14 protein-coding genes are annotated in these 18855 nt (G+C 40.3%); all 14 read right to left on the bottom strand.

Annotated features, from left to right (window positions below; translation table 11 throughout):
* Nucleotides 1-152: 152 nt before the first annotated feature.
* Nucleotides 153-3656: a S8 family peptidase gene (locus tag SB660_RS01565; protein WP_180309046.1), complete on the bottom strand. Its 3504-nt coding sequence runs from the start codon at nucleotides 3654-3656 to the stop codon at nucleotides 153-155.
* A 291-nt stretch (nucleotides 3657-3947) separates the two neighbouring features.
* A complete protein-coding gene (ftsZ, locus tag SB660_RS01560; protein ID WP_003211613.1) occupies nucleotides 3948-5093 on the bottom strand; it encodes a cell division protein FtsZ in 1146 nt (381 codons plus the stop codon).
* Between the two features lie 33 nt (nucleotides 5094-5126).
* Nucleotides 5127-6449 carry a cell division protein FtsA gene (gene ftsA, locus SB660_RS01555; protein WP_012009874.1) on the bottom strand — a complete coding sequence of 441 codons (1323 nt, stop codon included), beginning with the start codon at nucleotides 6447-6449 and terminating at the stop codon, nucleotides 5127-5129.
* A gap of 159 nt (nucleotides 6450-6608) precedes the next feature.
* Nucleotides 6609-6977 carry a small basic family protein gene (locus SB660_RS01550; RefSeq protein WP_003210988.1) on the bottom strand — a complete coding sequence of 123 codons (369 nt, stop codon included), beginning with the start codon at nucleotides 6975-6977 and terminating at the stop codon, nucleotides 6609-6611.
* Nucleotides 6977-7702, bottom strand: coding sequence for a DUF881 domain-containing protein (locus tag SB660_RS01545; RefSeq protein ID WP_180309047.1), 726 nt, complete (start codon nucleotides 7700-7702; stop codon nucleotides 6977-6979). Before SB660_RS01545 ends, SB660_RS01550 begins: the two co-directional genes overlap by 1 nt.
* A 20-nt stretch (nucleotides 7703-7722) precedes the next feature.
* Nucleotides 7723-8412 (bottom strand): DUF881 domain-containing protein, encoded by a 690-nt coding sequence (locus SB660_RS01540; RefSeq protein WP_003211621.1) that lies wholly within the window; start codon nucleotides 8410-8412, stop codon nucleotides 7723-7725.
* Nucleotides 8409-9188, bottom strand: a complete 780-nt coding sequence (locus SB660_RS01535) for a cell division protein FtsQ/DivIB (RefSeq protein ID WP_058014052.1) — start codon at nucleotides 9186-9188, stop codon at nucleotides 8409-8411. Before SB660_RS01535 ends, SB660_RS01540 begins: the two co-directional genes overlap by 4 nt.
* 127 nt (nucleotides 9189-9315) lie before the next feature.
* Nucleotides 9316-10227: a UDP-N-acetylmuramate dehydrogenase gene (murB, locus tag SB660_RS01530; RefSeq protein ID WP_003212095.1), complete on the bottom strand. Its 912-nt coding sequence runs from the start codon at nucleotides 10225-10227 to the stop codon at nucleotides 9316-9318.
* A 31-nt stretch (nucleotides 10228-10258) separates the two neighbouring features.
* On the bottom strand, nucleotides 10259-11353 hold the full coding sequence (gene murG, locus SB660_RS01525) for an undecaprenyldiphospho-muramoylpentapeptide beta-N-acetylglucosaminyltransferase (RefSeq protein ID WP_180309048.1): 1095 nt from the start codon (nucleotides 11351-11353) through the stop codon (nucleotides 10259-10261).
* A gap of 196 nt (nucleotides 11354-11549) precedes the next feature.
* Nucleotides 11550-12650 carry a stage V sporulation protein E gene (gene spoVE / locus SB660_RS01520; RefSeq protein ID WP_003212197.1) on the bottom strand — a complete coding sequence of 367 codons (1101 nt, stop codon included), beginning with the start codon at nucleotides 12648-12650 and terminating at the stop codon, nucleotides 11550-11552.
* A 59-nt stretch (nucleotides 12651-12709) separates the two neighbouring features.
* Entirely contained in the window at nucleotides 12710-14056 is a 1347-nt protein-coding gene (murD, locus tag SB660_RS01515) for a UDP-N-acetylmuramoyl-L-alanine--D-glutamate ligase (RefSeq protein ID WP_410581221.1), read from the bottom strand.
* 9 nt (nucleotides 14057-14065) lie between these two features.
* Nucleotides 14066-15040 (bottom strand): phospho-N-acetylmuramoyl-pentapeptide-transferase, encoded by a 975-nt coding sequence (gene mraY / locus SB660_RS01510; protein ID WP_410581047.1) that lies wholly within the window; start codon nucleotides 15038-15040, stop codon nucleotides 14066-14068.
* Between the two features lie 135 nt (nucleotides 15041-15175).
* Nucleotides 15176-16651: a UDP-N-acetylmuramoyl-L-alanyl-D-glutamate--2,6-diaminopimelate ligase gene (locus tag SB660_RS01505; RefSeq protein ID WP_410581219.1), complete on the bottom strand. Its 1476-nt coding sequence runs from the start codon at nucleotides 16649-16651 to the stop codon at nucleotides 15176-15178.
* A gap of 212 nt (nucleotides 16652-16863) precedes the next feature.
* Entirely contained in the window at nucleotides 16864-18783 is a 1920-nt protein-coding gene (locus SB660_RS01500) for a stage V sporulation protein D (RefSeq protein ID WP_410581045.1), read from the bottom strand.
* Between the last annotated feature and the right edge of the window lie 72 nt (nucleotides 18784-18855).

Below are 18855 nucleotides of genomic sequence, written 5' to 3'. Positions count from 1 at the left end.
TCTGTCAATTCTTGTTGGGGATGATAGAGAACTTTTGGTGGATTGTTATTGTTTTTGTCGAGGAATGAGAGAGAGTATTCTTCTGGACAAGCCATCAACAATTGTTTGAAAGAAAAAAGACACGCTCCTAGAAGTCGTGTCTTTTGTTTATATTACTTTTCATTGATGTTTAATGTACCTGAAGCTTTTTGTCTTGTGACATTTCCATAATCATCTCGCACAATGACTTCTACGACCGCACCTTTTGCTTTAGCAGTAGAAGTTGCAGTCCAGTAACCTTCATACGTTCCGCTCGATACTTCGCGAAGCGGCAGCTCTGTAGTATTTTGAAGCTTTGATCTCGCGTTTGTCAGCGGCATGTGAATGACAAACGTTGCGTCTAACTTTTCTCTACTATGAAATGAAATCTTAACAGACTCCCCTGATGCCAGATGGACATTATCTGCTGGAGTCAGCTTAGAAATCTCAGGTGCATCGTATTGAACATCGATATTGATTTTTTTAGTCGTTTTGTTTCCTGCTTCATCTTTCGCTGTGACTTTGATCGCATTTTCCCCGTTCTCAAGCAGTATTCTTGCGGAATACTTCCCTTCTTTTATGGTTGCCTTTTTTCCATTTACAGTGACTTGATCAAGATGATCATCTATGACCTTTCCTTCTACAGTGAACGATTCTTTATTTGTCTTTTCCCCTTTTTTCGGTGTATCGATGGTGAGCAGTGGAGCTGTTTGATCAATGATCACCTTTACTGGTTTGGATCGTTTTGTTGCGCCTTTATCCGTAACAGTTGCAGCGGTGAATACATGCTCTCCATTTGATACTGTGACCTTTTCTTTGAAAGCCCCTGACTGATCTGCTTTCACTTTGGCAATCTCTTCATCGTTTTGATAGATCGCTACATCAAGCCCTGGAGAGGCTTTGCCTTCAATTTCTAGTTCATCTTTGTTCGTAATGATTCCTGCCTTTGGAGATGTAATCTCTGGCACATCTGCTTCATAGTCAACAAGCGCACGAATCATATAATTCCCCTCTTCTTTTGGAGAAGGAGAAAAAGCACCGCTTGTCAGCTGCCAGCTTCTTTCAGCATTTGGTCCATCCTCATCAGTTGCAAGGCCTGGAGATTCCGTATTCTTTTTCGTTTGAATATAGACAAGATAGAAATCTCCATCCACTGTAATGGCTTGATCTTCTAAATCTACTTTTGTCCATTCCCCGTTACGCAGCGCCTTCGCTTTGAGAGGTCCTGCAATTTTCTCCCCTGGAGCTCCGTTCTTCCCAGAAGCGTCATACACTTCAACCGCAAAGTCATTCCCTCCAGGAGCTGGCCACTCTGATGACCAGAAACGGAAAAGCCCTCCTGTGAGTTGCGCTTGTTTCTTCCCCTTTTCTAATGAAAACTTCACAGCCCAGCCATTGCCAGGATCATAGAAAGCTCTCGCATTTTCAGCTGTTCCGTCATCGTAGCCAATTTCCCCAGCAAAGCCGATGAATGGTTCTAGCTGAATGGCTTTTTCCACCGGCTTTTCTGTCACATCTGCTGTAAAAGAATATCCTTTAAACCCTTTGGCAAATACTTTGACGGTATAGACACCGCTTAATGCCTCTAGGGAAAATTCACCAGATTCATTTGTTTTCACCGGCTTAATTTTCGCATCCTCTACAAGGTAAACCGTGGCATCCTTTACTTTTTCACCCGTTGTTTCATTGGCAATTGTGCCAGATATCGTTCGTTTCTTTAGTGGCTGTAAGGCGAAATTCGCCTCTACTGTTTCTTTTGAAGAAATATGGACGGTTTGTGTGCGTGATTCAAATCCGTAAGCTTCGGCTTTCACTGTGAATTCTCCTGCACTATGAGGAAGCTGATATCTCCCTGTCGCTTCATCTGTGTACGTTGACTTGCCGCTTTCAAGAACACTGATTTCCGCTTTCATAGGAAGAGCTTTGATGGACGGAGAAGCTAGATTTTTTTCCTTTTTCTTTTCTTTTATGTTCGCAGGCTTCTTATGTGGATGTACAGCCTTATCTTTTTTAGGCATGGCTTGATCTGGTATTTTCATCTCATCTAAATGAACATCTTCGTTTGTCACCTGTCCTTCAATCATGCCAATTCCATCTGTTAATGCCGTAATTGCTGCTCTTGCATCAACTAAACCTGCCCCATAGCCATTGTTTGGAGACTCCGGGAATTGCTGATCAGTTAACGGCTTCGCAGTATCAATCAGTATTTGTTCAATCTGTTCAACAGAAAGATCTGACTGTACTTGGCGAAGAAGAGCCACAACAGCTGAAACATGCGGACCAGCCATCGACGTCCCATTCCAGCCATCCTCATACCCTTTCCCAGGAATGGATGAACGAATGTTTACCCCTGGGGCCGTTATGTCTGGTTTCATGACACCATATGGAGACGGACCTTGCAGTGAGAAAGACCCCAATTTGTTATTTTGATCCGTAGCACCCGTTGCAAAGGCCTCTTGATAGTTCGCAGGATTCGCAATGGAGCCTTCACCACCAGGGTTGAATAAATCAGTATTGCCAGCTGAAAACTCTGGGAAGATGTCCGCCGCTCTCCAAGCATTGACGACATCTTTATACCAATCATCAATACCAGGCCCACCGCCCCAAGAGTTATTGACGACATCAGGTGCCTTTTCTGGATGCGGGTTTCCTACGTCATCTTTTGGTGCTAAAATCCACTCACCTGCATCAAGCAGATCAGCATCTGTACCACCATCTTCTGAGAAAGCTTTCACCGCAATCCATTTTGCTCCCGGTGCGACTCCGATTTGATTCTTTCCATCTGGCTCAGAGCCAACCATCGTTCCCGTTACATGTGTACCATGCTCTAAATCATCATATGGCGCTTCAGATCCTGTCGTAGCATCGTACCAATTGAATTCATGAGTTGGTTCATTCGGATGTGCTGGATCAAATCCGCGGTATTTTTCCTTTAAAGCAGGATGATCCCATTCCACTCCTGTATCAATACTTGCCACAACTGTACCAGTACCGTCATAACCTAAAGCCCACGCTTCTGGAGCATGAACTTGAGAAATGTTCCACTCGACCCCATCTACTGCTTTCTTTTGTTTTTTCTGCTTCGTCTTCAAATCAACCGGCCGGTGAATTTGACGGGTTTCGTTTGGCAGCACTTGATCTACTTCTGGGAAGGCAGCCACCTGTTCCATAACTTCTTTCGTTCCCGTCACCGCTAAACCATTCACAATATAGTACGAATGAATCTCCTTCACTTGCTTTTTCTTTTGTTCTTTTTGTAAATACGTAAGAAGCGCTTGCTGCGTCTCCTCAGACGTTGCTCTTAATTCAGATACGACAGCTGATCTTTTGGCGTATTGCGTTTTAGCCGCTGTTAATTTCTGTTTTTTGGCTTTGGATACCGCTTCCTTCGCCACTTTTTGCGTATTTGTTTGCTCTTTCATTTTGATTAAAAATGTCACCTGATCATCCTGCTGAAACTGTTTCATTAATCTAGATGAGATCTTTGCTTTTGTTGTCTTAGAGGAGACAGCTTCCTCCTGATATGAGGTAGAAGTCGATTTTGCTTGAACCATCCCAAAGCTTGTCATCGTTAAAGTACCAATCACCAAAAGACTCATCAAACGATAGCCGGCGGTCTTGCGAAACTTCAATTTCAATCAAATCCCTCCTCCTCAAATGGCCAAACAGAGTATAGGTCTCACTCCTTTCCTTCTGTTGTTCATGACAAGATTCATGGTGTTCTATTTAATGTAGTCAAATAAAGTTCATCATTTTGTCGTTTTTTGTAAGAGTGAGTGAAAATGATTCTTTTTTCTTAAATACCATAAGTCAAATTACATATGGAGATTGAAGTGACTTTCACTCATTTAAGACTTTTTGATTAGATCCTCTTATACGTTGAAACATGAAAAAACCCCTTCCAATGGAAGGGGTTAAGCGATACTCGATTAGCGTTTATTGCGGTTGCGTAAGAACGTTGGAATGTCTAGCGTATCATCACTTGATTGTGTATTTTGTCTTGGCTGAGATGATGGCTGTTGATGTTCCTCACGTTTCACTTCACGTTTTTGAGGAATGGATTGATTTTGCTTTAATCCTTGTCCTAATGGGTTTCTTTGTGATTTTGTCACTTCTGGTTCTTGCTCAATGAATCCAGTAGCGATCACAGTCACCACAATTTCATCCTTCAAGTTATCGTTGATGACAGACCCGAAAATCATGTTTACATCTTCGTCAGATGCAGAAGCCACAATATCCGCTGCTTCTTGCACTTCATAAAGACTTAGGTTTGTACCACCCGTAATGTTCATGATGACACCTTGAGCACCATCGATCGCTGTTTCTAGAAGTGGTGAAGAAATGGCTTTCTTCGCGGCTTCCGCAGCACGATTTTCGCCTGTTGCGACGCCAATACCCATTAGAGCCGAACCTTTATTGGACATGATGGTTTTCACGTCAGCAAAGTCAAGGTTAATCAGACCTGGTGTTGCAATTAAATCGGAAATCCCTTGAACACCTTGTCTAAGAACGTTATCTGCCGCGCGGAATGCTTCCAGCATTGGCGTGTTTTTATCAACAATTTCAAGCAAGCGATCGTTTGGAATCACAATTAATGTGTCAACTGCTTCTTTCATAGAAGCAATTCCTTCAACTGCTTGAAGCTGACGTTTTCTTCCTTCAAATGTGAAAGGACGAGTCACAACTCCAACTGTCAATGCACCAGAATCTTTTGCGATTTTTGCAATGACAGGTGCAGCACCCGTACCAGTTCCACCGCCCATACCAGCTGTAACGAAGACCATGTCTGCGCCTTTTAATACTTCTTCAATCTGCTCTTTGCTTTCCTCAGCAGCTTTTTTACCGACTTCAGGATTCGCACCTGCTCCAAGCCCTCTTGTCAGCTTAGCACCGATTTGCATTTTAGTTTCTGCTTTTGATAGATTTAATGCCTGTGCATCAGTATTGACTGCAATAAAATCGACACCTTGTACGTCATTTTCAATCATTCGGTTGACAGCGTTATTCCCGCCGCCACCTACTCCGATTACTTTAATTGATGCTAGGCCGTCTATATTTGTTTCAAACTCCAACATGCTGAATCCTCCTAATCCGTCGAAAATCTAATTCTATTCCCAGAACATATTAAATAGTTTTTTCATTTTGCCCGGTTTTTTATTTGTCTCTTGTTGTGCTTTTTGTTTTACTTTCGGTCTTGGCTGCGCTTCTTTCACTTGTGGTGCAGAAGAAACCGGCTCCATGGATGCGCCTACTTCATGAAACGCCTCATCTGGCATTTGGAATCCAACCTGTCTGCCCTGAATCTTTGCATTGCGATAAGCAAAGTGGATCAGACCTACTCCTGTCATATATTGAGGCTCTCTCACCCCGATATAATTCGGACTTGCAATCCTAACATTGTTTTGCAAAACCGTCTGTGCAAGAGAAAGGATACCTGGAATGGCTGCTTGTCCACCTGTTAGAACGAATCCACCAGGCAAATCATGGACACCCATATTTCTTAATTCCTCTGCCACAAAGAGCAAGATTTCCTCCAGCCGCGCTTCAATAATGTTAGCCGCATCAAGCTGTGTATACGTTTGTTTTTGATCGGTACCGATCACAGAAACTTCAAATGTCTCCTCAGTCGATGCCTCATCATAAAACGCATGCCCAAATTGTTTTTTGATTCGTTCAGCTTCTTCAGTGGAAGTTCTAAGTCCTATAGACAAATCTTTTGTTATGTTCTCTCCGCCCAAAGGGATACTGTGAGTAGAATAGAGATGCCCGTTTTCAAATACGGAAATCGTTGTAGAACCGCCGCCAATATCGACAAGAGCTACTCCGAGATTTTTTTCATCTTTCGATAATGCTGCTGAGCCCGATGCGAGTGGCTGCAAGCATATATCCATTATTTCAATTCCAGCTCTTTCTACACATCGGAGCCAGTTATGTAGAATCGTTTTAGAACCTGTAATTAACGATCCTTCCACTTCTAGCCGAACACCAAGCATTTTTTTCGGATCTGTGATCTCATCTCTTCCGTCGACGATAAATTGTCTCGGAATCACGTCTACGACGAGATGTTCTTGAGGAATAGATACTACTTGTGCAGCATCTAAGACACGTCTCACATCTTCAGCATGTATTTCTTTGTTTTCACTAGATACTGCGACTACGCCGCTCGTATTCTGAATATGAATGTGGTTTCCGTTAATTCCGACAATCGCCTTTTGTAAAGGAAAACCTACCATTCTCTCAGCCTGTTCAAATGCTTGTCTAATAGAATGAACTGTCTCATCTATATCAACAATCGATCCTTTTTTTAACCCCTCTGAAGGGACATTTCCAACACCTATAATGTTAAGCGAATCATCCGCCATTTCTCCGACGATGACTTTTATATTGGATGTACCGATGTCAAGGCTGACGTATATTTCATTGTTGTTCATTCTATGGCACCTCCTCACATATCAATACTTTCTATTCTATTATTTGCTGAACAACAATACAATGAATGTGTTTTTACAAGTGTGTAACAAAACTTAAAAAATCAACATTTTTTATTAGGATTACTGAAAATATTCGTTACATCATATGTATATCCTTTTTTATGACTCACTTTTTTTCTTTTTTTCTCTAGAAATTGTCCATTTTGTTAGTAGAATTCTTCTGATAACTGCTATATTTTGAAACAATCTAACGCCGAATGCAAACATTCCGACTAAGTACAAGTCTACACCAAGATGGACGCCCAGAAAAGCTAAACTTATTGCCAGTATAATATTAAAGAAGAAGCCTGATACAAACACTAGTTCATCGTATGCCCCTTGCAGATGTGCCCGGATTCCACCAATCAATGTATCAAGCGCAGCAAGTACAGCGAGGGAAAGATAATTAGAATACTCATTCGGTATCGTAAAATTAGTTAAGAAACCGATCGCAACTCCTATGATTAAGCCAAGTACAGGTAGCCACATTAAGATTTTCCCTCCTTTACATCGTCAAGAGGCTTCAATTCGTTTACTTGAATTGCACCGTCATATGCTTTTAAGTGGATTTTTTTCTTCGGCTGGCTCATTCTCAAGCTGAGGTTTTCCTGAGCAAACAAATCACCAATATCTGATACATTTAAACGGCTGTATAATTTGTCGGCTTGCTCACTAATCATTTTAATGATGACTTCATCACTATCTAAGCTGTAGCCATCCATTTTTGTCGTGCCATTAATATCTCGAATGACACTTGTATTAATGACACGGCGATCATTGATGGAAATATGTTTTGCCCCAAACATATTGGCTTCATTAATTAATTTTTTCAGAAGATCCGGTGGGATATTTTTCACTTCTTCTCCGGTAAGGTCCTTGGAAAAAAGCTGAGATATTTCAATTTCAATCCCCTCCCCTTCCACTTCTGTAAAACCAGCCTTTTCTTTTAAATCTTTTAACGTTTTTGTTAATTGTGCTTCTTTTGATCGATCTCCTTGATGACCATATTTTTTTAGCATCTCGTCATATTTATCAATTTCTTTCAGTAAATCCAATTCCTTACTTTTAGATGCGGATAAATCCTCTCTCAGTTCCCACACATCACGAGTATCTCGAACTTTGGGCTTTTGTAAGGAATTAAATTGGATGGAGACCATGATGCCAAATATGATCATTAAAGCTGTTAAACTAAGTAAAGGCTTCTTTTTCCTCAACACCACTCACCTTTTCACTTTTAATCTTTGTTTCTTAAAAGAGGGTTCATACGAATATCCGTTTTCTCAATCGTCATTGAAATGTGATCACTTGTCAGCTGATCGACCACTCCCCCTGCAATATTTAAAGCAGGTATTAACACAGCTGGATCACCAATAGCAGATATGACAAATGGTGCTGGATGCTGAACACCATCTACTGTGACAACTGGACCGTTACAATGTATGTATGATTGGTGTGTGATTCTTTGTCCATTAATAGATACAGCAGAAGCACCTGATATAAATAGTTCGTTTATCACATGAAAAATATGGCTCTCATGCACAATGTAATTATTGACATTTTGTCCACTCGGGATATAAGATGCATCTTCAAGAGACACTTTTACCCCTTTTCCTTTTACACCGATCTCTCCTGTAAACATTCTGTATTTCTCAACATCTTCCAGTACATTAAAATACTGCTCTTTTTCATTTTTCAAATTGGACTCTGTTGCTTGTACCTTTGATTGAAGACTATATAATTCTTTTTCGAGTTTCTGATTCGCCTTTTCTTGCGTTGTGAGCTGACTTTTCAGAGAGTATTCTTTTTTCCATTGCTCTGTCCGAATGACATCTGCCTGATGCTGCTTTGTATATTGGTATGAAAAAGATATCAGAAAACCAAGAACAAGCATGACAATTGAGAATATAACTGTTTTGCCCCTCAACGCTCATCTTCCTTTTTCTTAGATTTAAACGCTTCGAAATACGTAGCGACTTCCATATGAATTGTGCCTTTTTCAGATGACGAAAGCTCTTTTACAATGGCTGGATAGGTTTTCATTTTATCACCGAAAGTTTTAATTGAAGCAATCACAGTGTTTCCGTCATTCATATAAAATTTAACTAGCCACTTGTTTGAATTGGTCGGCACATAATATACTTCTGAGATGAGTTCCTGAATAGAGGCTGGCAGCTGATTTAAAGATTTAACGGTTTGCTTCAGCTTCTCCTTATTGTCCCAATCAACAAAAATAGGTCCTGCATGACTCGGTGTCACTTCTTCTGGTAAAGCGGTCCCATTTTCAAGAAGCTCATAATATAGATTTCCCTTTTGAAGATACGCAATATTTGCATATTCTTTGACAGCAATACTCACTTTATTTGGGAAATGCTTTTTTATACTGACACTTTTAATCAATTTATTTTGCTTCATATGATCTGCTGTTAAATCTTTATTTAAATTCCAAAACTCTGTTTCGCCTTCTTTAATTTGTGAAAGTTTAACAAGCTGTTTTGTTGAGACATGTTCGTTACCTGTGATGGTTAAAGAAGATATCTTGCTGATAGGTGTCTGCAAATAAACAATAATTAAAACCATGATAAAAAACAGTAGTATAAAAGAGATCAGTCTTCGATTCGCTTTTTGCTTCCTTTGTTCTTTAATTTTAGGAATTCGCTCTTCTATATTGACGATCTTTTCATTTTCATGATCAGGCCGCATATATACTCTTCACCTCATTCAAAGCTGCTTGTCCACACCTTTGGGTCATCATTTTGATGAGAAAACAAACGGCATGAAAGAATGCCGTTTGTTTTCCTCTGATGTCATCATTCATAAAAACTACCTGTTAATTTTCTTCACCGATAATTTCTACTTCTGTATGCATCTCTACGTTGTAGTCTTCTTTAATTTTCTTTTGGATGAACTGAATTAAGTCCAGCACGTCTTGAGCAGTGGCTCCACCAGCGTTGACAATAAAGTTGCCGTGCATATCAGAAATTCTAGCTCCGCCGATTTGGTATCCTTTTAAATTCGCTTTTTCTACAAGCTGTCCTGCATATTCAGGCAGTGGATTTCGAAAAATACTGCCAGCACATGGCCGATTATAAGGCTGGGTTTCTTTGCGATAATCTTTATTTTGCTGCATCTTCTTTGTGATTTTCTCGCGGTCATCCTGCTTGAGCTTAAACACAGCTTCTAGAACAATGCCAGGTCGTTCCTTTTGTAGGACTGACGTCCGATAGCTAAAATTCATTTGTTCATTTGTAAGCCACTCGATGCTTCCATCTTCAAATAAGATTCTAGCTTTCACAAGAATCTTACTGATATCAGATCCATGTGCACCTGCGTTCATATAAACAGCTCCGCCAATAGATCCCGGAATACCAGCTGCGAATTCCAGTCCTGAAAGACCTTGTTTACTAAGTGATGTTGCGAGCCTTACGACAGAGTAGCCGCCGCCGACTGTAATTTCTTCATCATTTACAGTTAGGTGATCCAGTCCAGCACCCAGCTTTAGGACAACTCCTCGAATTCCTTTATCGAGTACAAGTAAATTCGACCCTCTTCCAATAACCGTCCAATTCGTATGGTGTTTTTTCACATGATCCATGATCGTTTTCACTGCATCGATATCTTTTGGGATGATCAAAAGATCTGCTGGTCCGCCAATTTTCATTGTTGTATGATTCGCAAGCGGCTCATTTTCAAGTACTTTACCAACTTGCGCTTCTAATAATTCATTCTTCAAGTTCTCCATATTACCCTCCGCCTTACCTAATATCATTCCATCATGTAGTCGTAATTTCTTTTAACACATTATATAAACGTGTAGCCGCATCTGGTACTCCAAGTTCTTTCGTTAAACGGCTCATTTGATTGAGTTTTTCTTCATTACCAGCAATTTCATCAATGGCATGAAGCAGACGATCCCCTGAAAGCTCTGATTCTCTTAAAACAATCGCAGCCTCATGTTTTTCAAGTGATCTTGCATTGATTTCCTGATGATTTGCCGTCACGTATGGGCTCGGAATAAAAATGGTTGGGATTCCAAGAGCCGTTACTTCAGCAATTGTTGTAGCTCCTGCTCTTGCAACAATCACATCGATCGATTTCAGGTACTCAGGCATTTGATGCAAGAAAGGTTTTGTGATCATGTTAGGTGCTGCACCTTTTTCCTTTAGTTCATTCAACACTTTTTCATAATGAACCTCACCTGTGATATATAAAAGCTGGTAGTTTTTAGCCTTTAAATCATCTTGCATTTCGATCACTGCTCTATTGATAGGAGCAGCACCTCGACTCCCTCCGAAAATAAGAACCGTTTTTTTCTTTTCGTCGAGCCCGAATTCTTTAAGAGATTTCCCCTCTTTTATAGAGACGACTTCAGAGGCTCTAGGGTTTCCCGTAAATACAACCTTTTCAGAAGGAAAATGTGCCTTTGCTTCATCAAAGCATATGGCTACTCTATTAACATATCTCGCTAGGAACTTATTTGTAATACCAGGCAGGCTGTTTTGTTCGTGTATAATAGTTGGGATCTTCAGCTTAGAAGCCGCATAAACCACAGGCCCACACACATAACCGCCTGTTCCAATAACCGCATCAGGCTTGAATTCTTTTAAGTAAGATTTGCTTTTTTGAACGCCTTTCAAAAATCTCATCACCGTTTTGACGTTATCAAAGGAAAGCTTTCGTTTAAAACCTGAAATTTCTATCGCCTTGAAAGGGATATTTTCTCTTTCTACAATTTTCTTTTCAAGTCCATTTTCAGTACCGATATATAAAAATTCCACATCAGGATGTAGTCTTTTCACTTCTTTAATAAAGGCTAAGGCCGGATAAATATGACCGCCTGTTCCGCCTCCACTGATTACTATACGCATTATACCATTTCCCCTCATTTTTTTTCTGCTCTGAACAAAGTATAAACCCTGTTTTAAACAACAGGGCTCCATTAAAACCTGTAAAGAAGAGTCAAAATACACGTTTTCTAAACAAAAACTGTCATTTTCACTCTTCAAATCATTTTTTATACTTTTGCAAAATAAACGTCAACATGGTTTCATTAGCTTCAGCACGCTAATATCTTGCGTACCTGCTTACATTCAGAAGTACACCAATCGCCATCAGCATTAATGTCAATGATGAGCCGCCATAACTAAGGAATGGGAGCGTGATACCTGTCACAGGAATAAGTCCAGTGACAACTGCGATGTTAATCATTACTTGAATGGCAACCATTGAAATAATACCAACTGCTAGGAAACTCCCATATAAGTCTGGAGCTCCAAGTGCTATTCGTATGCCTCTCCATAATAGAACACTAAAGAGGAGCAAAATGAGTGATCCCCCTATAAAGCCAAGCTCTTCAGACAATATTGCAAAGATAAAGTCCGTTTGGGGCTCAGGTAAATAGAAGAATTTTTGTCTACTTTGACCAAGTCCCATTCCGAACAGACCACCTGGACCAACAGCGTATAAGGATTGAATAATTTGAAACCCACTGCCTAGTGGATCTTCCCAAGGATTTAAATAAGATGTAATTCGTTTTATTCGGTAGGGTGCTGATAAGACAAGTGCAGCAAACCCGCTGAGCCCTATAAGACCGAGAAATATAAAGTGAGCAATTCTCGCACCTGAAACAAATATCATAATAATACAGGTTCCAACCATCACCGTTCCTGTTCCCAGATCCGGTTGAAGCATAATGATGGCAAATGCAGAAAAGACAATGCCTAAAGCTGGGGCAAAACCTTTGCGAAAGGATGTGATATTTTTTTGTTTTTCAGATAAGAATTTTGCAAGAAACGCAATCATCGCAAGCTTCATAAATTCAGAGGGCTGAATACTAAACGCACCGACACCGATCCAGCTTCTTGATCCATTTCTCTCCATCCCGATGCCAGGGATAAGTACAAGCAGCAAAAGGAGAAAACAAACAGCAATCAATATCTTTGACCAAGTCCGCCACGTCCAATAATCGACTCGCATAATGAAAAACATTGCGATAACTCCGATTCCGGCAAACAAAAGCTGTCTTTTTGCAAAATAAAACGAATCATCAAATTTATACGATGCCCACACAGCACTAGCGCTGTACACCATAATTAAACCAATCGTCAATAAAAGTAACGTAATGACAACAAGCAAAAAATCCGGAGAAGTTTTCTTATTCGTCAAGAGACCGACACCCCAAGCATAATTTCATTTGGGCTGTCAGTCATACGAGAGACAAGCCCTTATTTAAGCATATGCACGGCGTTTACAAACATGTCTCCACGTTCTTCAAATGTTTTATGTTGATCCCAGCTTGCACAAGCTGGAGATAATAAAATCACGTCTTCTTCTTCAGATATGTTAAACGCCGCAGGTACTGCTTGTTCAACATTATCGACATGTTTTACGTGATGTATTCCAAGCTCTTCACCAAGCTTCACAAACTTAGGTGCAGTCTCACCAAATGTGATAATTCCTTTTACATGTTTCATAAAAGGTTTCAACTCATCAAATTCATTACCTCGATCAAGTCCACCTGCTAATAAAATAGTCGGTTGTTCGAAGGCTGACAATGCTTTACTTGTTGCCAAAATATTAGTTGCTTTACTATCGTTATAAAATTTACGACTCTGGATTGTATCTACAAATTGCAGACGATGCTTCACTCCACCAAATGTCGTGAGAACGTGAACGATCGCTTCATTTGAGCAGCCTGCATTTTTTACAACACAAATAGCTGCCAGAATGTTTTCTTGATTATGCTCACCAGGAAGGACAACATCCTTTACATCAATGATATGTTCATTCATGTAGTAAATTGCACCATGTTGAATAAACGCACCATGTTTTACTGGCTCTTTCACTGAGAAAAACACTTTTTTTGCTTTTGAACCTTCTGCTAGTTTTACAACGGAAGGATCATCTAGGTTAATTACAGCGATGTCATCTTCCTGTTGATGTGCGAATACTTTCTGCTTTGCTTTTTCATATTCATCACGAGTGTGGTGATAATCTAAATGTGCATCAAAAATATTTAATATTAAGCTGATTTTAGGTCTAAATTCATCTGTTCCCATTAACTGAAAAGAAGAGAGTTCTGTTACGATCCACTCATCGCCAGCTGCATTTGCAGCGACTTCACAAGCAACTGTTCCAATATTACCCGCCACTAATGTTTTTTGGCTGTCTTGTTTCAGCATTTCATAAATCAATGTCGTGGTAGTGGTTTTTCCATTCGATCCAGTAATCCCAATAAAAGGAGATGAGGTTAAATGATACGCTAATTCTATTTCCGTCCAAACTGGAATTTGGCGGCGAAGCGCTTCTTGAACCATCACATTTTCATATGGAATGCCTGGATTTTTAATTAAAATTGTAATGTCTTTATCTTCGAATATACGAAGAGGATGACTGCCACAAATGACATCAATCCCCTTTTCAGAAAGTAGCTGAGCAGGTTCATTTTCTTCAAACGGTTTTTGATCATTTACCGTCACATTTACTCCATGTTCATGAAGAATTGAAGCTGCCGCATATCCACTTTTAGCAAGACCTAATACTAGTACATGTTCGTTTTTTAACATTTGCATCTTATTCAATTATAACCACACCTCGATGTAAATTCCTAAAACAGCAAGTAATAAACCAGCTGTCCAGAAGGTGACAACTACTCTCCACTCTGACCAGCCAACTAACTCATAGTGGTGGTGAAGCGGACTCATCTTAAAGATTCTTTTGCCGGTTGTTTTAAAGGAGATGACTTGAAGAATAACGGATAACGTCTCAACAACAAATACTCCACCAATAATGACAAGTAAAATTTCAAGCTTCGTTAAAATCGCAATTGCTACAATGGCTCCGCCTAATGCTAGAGAACCTGTATCCCCCATAAATACTTTTGCAGGATGTGCGTTAAACACAAGGAAGCCAAGGACGGCTCCTGCAACAGCTACTGAAAAGATCGCTACATCATACTGGGATTGATTCCAAGCCAGTATAGCAAATGCTCCGAAAGCAATAGCAGCGGTTCCAGATAAAAGACCATCCAGTCCATCCGTTAAATTCACAGCATTAGAACCTCCGACAAGCATGAAAACAACAAGGATAAAGTAAGCCCATCCTAAATCAAAGCTGACGTCTGTTCCTGGAATGCGAATCGTCGTTTCAAACTGATAATAATGGAAAACTGCATAAAAGATCACAGCGATCACAATTTGACCGATTAATTTCTGTTTCGATGTTAAACCAAGGTTTCGTTTCATCGCTACTTTAATATAATCATCTAAAAATCCTAATAGGCCGTAACCAAGTGTGACAAATAACAGTAAAAACATTTCTGGACTAATCTCAGAAAATTTGTTGATCATCACAATCGTTGTAATAGTAATAGAAAAGATAATCATGATGCCGCCCATTGTCGGCGTCCCAGATTTCTTTTGGTGAGACTGCGGACCTTCTTCTCTAATACTTTGACCAAATTTAAGTCTTCTTAAAAACGGTATAAAAATCGGGGATAAAAGAACACTGATTAAAAATCCCATTATGATTGTAAACAATATCACCTGTTCAAGCATCGTTCTTTACTCCTTCCGAATTTCCAAAGCCGTTTTCCATCAAAAAATTGCATTCATTATTATGGTATTCATTCTCGTTCTTCATATGTTGTTTTTGTACAAAATGCTTCATTTCATTACACTCTTTTCATCATTTTAAGATTTGTTTAGATCTAAAATAGCGTCAACAGCAACCTTTGCATCATCAAAGTCATAGACTTGATCGCCAATAATTTGATAGGCCTCATGACCTTTACCCGCTATTAAGACTGTATCGCCTTTTTTCGCATTGGCAATGGCAAAAAAGATCGCTTGTTTCCGATTCACAAAGCTATGATAATATGCGTCTTGTACCCCGTTTTCCATATCTTTTAAAATGGCTGAAGGATCTTCACTTCTTGGGTTGTCTGATGTAAATACAGGTTCATCTGCATATTTCACAGCGATTTGAGCCATCTGAGGACGCTTTGTTTTATCACGGTCGCCGCCGCAGCCAATTACACAGAAAATTTTCCCCTCTGTTAATTCTCTACATGTTGTGAGGACATTTTCTAAGCTGTCAGGTGTATGCGCGTAATCGACGATGACAGGGAAGTCTTGATCGCAGTTTACAAGTTCAAATCTGCCTTTGACTCCTTCCAGCTCTTCAATCGCACTCACGATCGTCTCAAATGTTAAGCCAGATACGATGCCAACTGATACAGCTGCAAGGATATTATACACATTGAACTTTCCGACGAGGGCAACCGTCACTTTTTTGGTGCCGATTGGAGTGACCAGATCAAACTGAGTTCCCTTCGGCATGATTTGAATATTTTTTGCCATGACATCCGCTTTTTGCTCTAATGCATACGTCATGACTTCAGCAGCTGTGACTTTTTCAAAATAACTCGAAGCCTCATCATCTGCATTTAAAATCGCATGCTTCGGTTTATTGTGATGAAAGGCACTTCCAAGCTGAGAAAACAGCAAGCTTTTCGCATGTTTATATTCTTCCATTGTGTTGTGGTAGTCAAGATGGTCCTGCGTAAGGTTTGTGAAAACAGCAATATCATAATCACATCCATGTACTCTGCCAAGATGGAGTGCATGTGATGATACTTCCATGATGGCTGTGTCTACATCTTGATCAAGCATCTGTTTAAACGTTTTCTGAAGTGTGACACTTTCAGGTGTGGTGTTTTTCACGTCGAGAATGTCATCATTCACCTTCATATACATCGTACCGATTAAGCCTGTTTTCTTCTCGGCTTTTCTCATCATTTGTTCGATCATGTGTGTTGTTGAGGTTTTTCCATTTGTGCCTGTGATCCCTATGAGATTCAGCTTATGAGTGGGCTGTTCATAAAACGCATCAGCTATTCTTGCTAGTGCTCTTTGAGAGTGTTTCACAATAATGACTGGTACACCTGTTATGTTAAGAGGGTGTTCTGCTACAATGGCTGCAGCCCCACTTTTCACCGCTTTTTCAGCATAATCGTGTCCATCTACTGTATAGCCTTTTATACAGACAAAAAGGCTTCCCTCTTTCACCTCTCTTGAATCCATTTCAATGGAAGTGATATCAGGATTTTCGTTTATCAATTCGTTGTTTTCACTTTTAAAGTATGTAAGCAGTTCTTGTAATTTCATTTTCATATCAAACCTCTCAAATTCGTTCACGTGCATGTCTTGTGAAAAAAACACACAGTCTATATTTTATCGTAAAAAAAAGGATACATCCAGCGTATTCCTTAAGTTTCTGTTGGAAAAAACACACTTTGGACTCTTTTTTTCAAACTGTCCTTCTCTTTCAACAAAAAGAGGCAGCCAAATGAGTGCGGCTACCCTCTGTTCATTCTTTATTATTCATCGTTTAAGTATAATCTGATCGTGGAACCTTCTTTGACTTTTGTCCCAGCAGCAGGTGATTGCTTCACTACTTTACTGCCAGTTCCTGAGGCATCGATCTTTAGGTTGATCAAGAGGGATTCAAGATCTGAAACAGATCCTCCTACAAGATTCGGTACTTCAATGGTTTTTGTGTCCAGCCACTGATACTTCTTTTCAATTTGGCCTTTTCTTTTTTTCACACTCATCTCAGGCAGGCTATCCCGCATAATATGACCAACGATTGGTGCGGCAACGGTACCACCAAATTGAATGGTGCCTTTTGGGTTATCCACAGCTACATAGACTACAATACTCGGGTCATCTGCAGGCGCAAATCCGATAAACGACACAATGTGGTTATTCTCCATATACTTTCCGTCCTTTACCTTCTGTGCTGTTCCTGTTTTTCCGCCGACCCGATACCCTTCAACAAATGCATTTCGGCCAGTTCCTTGGGCGACTACACTTTCAAGTGCATACCTGATTTCTTTAGATGTTTCTGCTGATATCACTTTCTTTTTGGCAATTGGCGATTGCTTTTTCACGACCTCTTTTGTGATTGGATCTATCCATTCTTTTGCAATATAAGGCGTGTAAAGTGTCCCGCCATTTACTGCAGCTGCTACTGCAGCTACTTGCTGAATCGGTGTAACAGAAACACCTTGACCAAAGGCGGTGGTCGCCTGCTCTACAGGACCTACACGATCAAGCGGGAACAAAATTCCCCGCCCCTCCCCCTGAAGGTCAATCCCAGTTTTTTGGCCAAATCCGAAATTTTTGATATAGGAAAATAATTTTTCTTTACCAAGACGGTCTCCTAGCTCTACAAAGCCGGGGTTACAGGAATTTTGAACTACTTCCAAGAATGACTGTGATCCGTGTCCGCCTTTTTTCCAGCACCTGAGTCTCGCACCATCAACTGTCACAGATCCGCTGTCAAAAAATGAATCGCGTTTTAAATTAACTTTCTTCTCTTCTAATGCTGCTGCAAGTGTAATAATTTTAAATGTCGAACCCGGCTCATATGTGCTCCACACCGGTAGATTTCGGTTGAACACTTTTGGATCAACTGATTGATAGTCAGCTGGATCAAAATCTGGTCTGCTTGACATTCCCAGCACTTCACCATTTTTCGGATTCATCGCAATCGCAATCATACCATCTGGATGATACTTTGCCTGTGCGTTGTCTAATTCCCGCTCTATAATAGTTTGTACTTTTGCATCAACTGTTAACTTCATATCAAGACCATCTTTAGGCGGTGTATAATCATCTGCTTCATCTGGCATTTTCTGTCCCTTGGCATCAGAATAAAATTTCACAGAGCCTTTTTCGCCTTTTAGGTCATCGTCATAGTAGGCTTCAAGTCCAAGTAAGCCTTGATTATCGATTCCAGCGAAGCCCAGTACATGTGAAAGAAAGCTGCCAAACGGATAATGTCTGATGCTGTCTTCTGCTACATACACACCTTCTAAATCAAGCTCTCTTACTTCTTTTGCTTTTTCATGTGATACCTTTCTGCCCTCAGGAGAAATTCGTTCAATTGATGTTTTCTTCGTGACGTGCTTGTACGCTTTCTCTTCAGACATATTCAGCACTGCTGCCAACTTCTTACTTGTTTCTGCAGGGTCTTTAATTTGCCGAGGTACAACCAAAATAGATGGAGCACTTTTGTTCGTCGCAAGCTCTACTCCATTCCGGTCCAAAATATCTCCTCGTTCCGGTTCGAATGGAAGGTTTCGGCTCCATGAATCTTTAGCTAAGCTTGTTAGCTTCTCGCCCATAATAAACTGCACATATCCTAATCTAGTATCTATGATGAAAAAAATGATCACCCCAAACAGCAGCACGAAAAGCAATCGTTTTCTCACTGTTACACTCGACACTCGCACGCCCGGTTCACTCCTTACATATGGCTTATTTTCATCATATGCAGGCCCGTCCTTTTGTAGAACGCACCGTGA

The sequence above is a fragment of the Bacillus sp. SIMBA_005 genome, assembly GCF_046535585.1.
In the GTDB taxonomy this organism is placed as follows: domain Bacteria; phylum Bacillota; class Bacilli; order Bacillales; family Bacillaceae; genus Bacillus; species Bacillus pumilus.
The sequence above is the reverse complement of the archived record's forward strand: the minus strand, read 5'-3'. Positions and strand labels throughout refer to the sequence as shown.

Bases quoted from the DNA above. Each gene is read 5' to 3' on its own strand.
- ftsZ (WP_003211613.1), bottom strand. From the start codon at position 5,093: ATGTTGGAGTTTGAAACAAATATAGACGGCCTAGCATCAATTAAAGTA.
- ftsA (WP_012009874.1), bottom strand. From the start codon at position 6,449: ATGAACAACAATGAAATATACGTCAGCCTTGACATCGGTACATCCAAT.
- SB660_RS01550 (WP_003210988.1), bottom strand. From the start codon at position 6,977: ATGTGGCTACCTGTACTTGGCTTAATCATAGGAGTTGCGATCGGTTTC.
- SB660_RS01535 (WP_058014052.1), bottom strand. From the start codon at position 9,188: ATGCGGCCTGATCATGAAAATGAAAAGATCGTCAATATAGAAGAGCGA.
- murB (WP_003212095.1), bottom strand. From the start codon at position 10,227: ATGGAGAACTTGAAGAATGAATTATTAGAAGCGCAAGTTGGTAAAGTA.
- murG (WP_180309048.1), bottom strand. From the start codon at position 11,353: ATGCGTATAGTAATCAGTGGAGGCGGAACAGGCGGTCATATTTATCCG.
- murD (WP_410581221.1), bottom strand. From the start codon at position 14,056: ATGCAAATGTTAAAAAACGAACATGTACTAGTATTAGGTCTTGCTAAA.
- mraY (WP_410581047.1), bottom strand. From the start codon at position 15,040: ATGCTTGAACAGGTGATATTGTTTACAATCATAATGGGATTTTTAATC.
- SB660_RS01505 (WP_410581219.1), bottom strand. From the start codon at position 16,651: ATGAAATTACAAGAACTGCTTACATACTTTAAAAGTGAAAACAACGAA.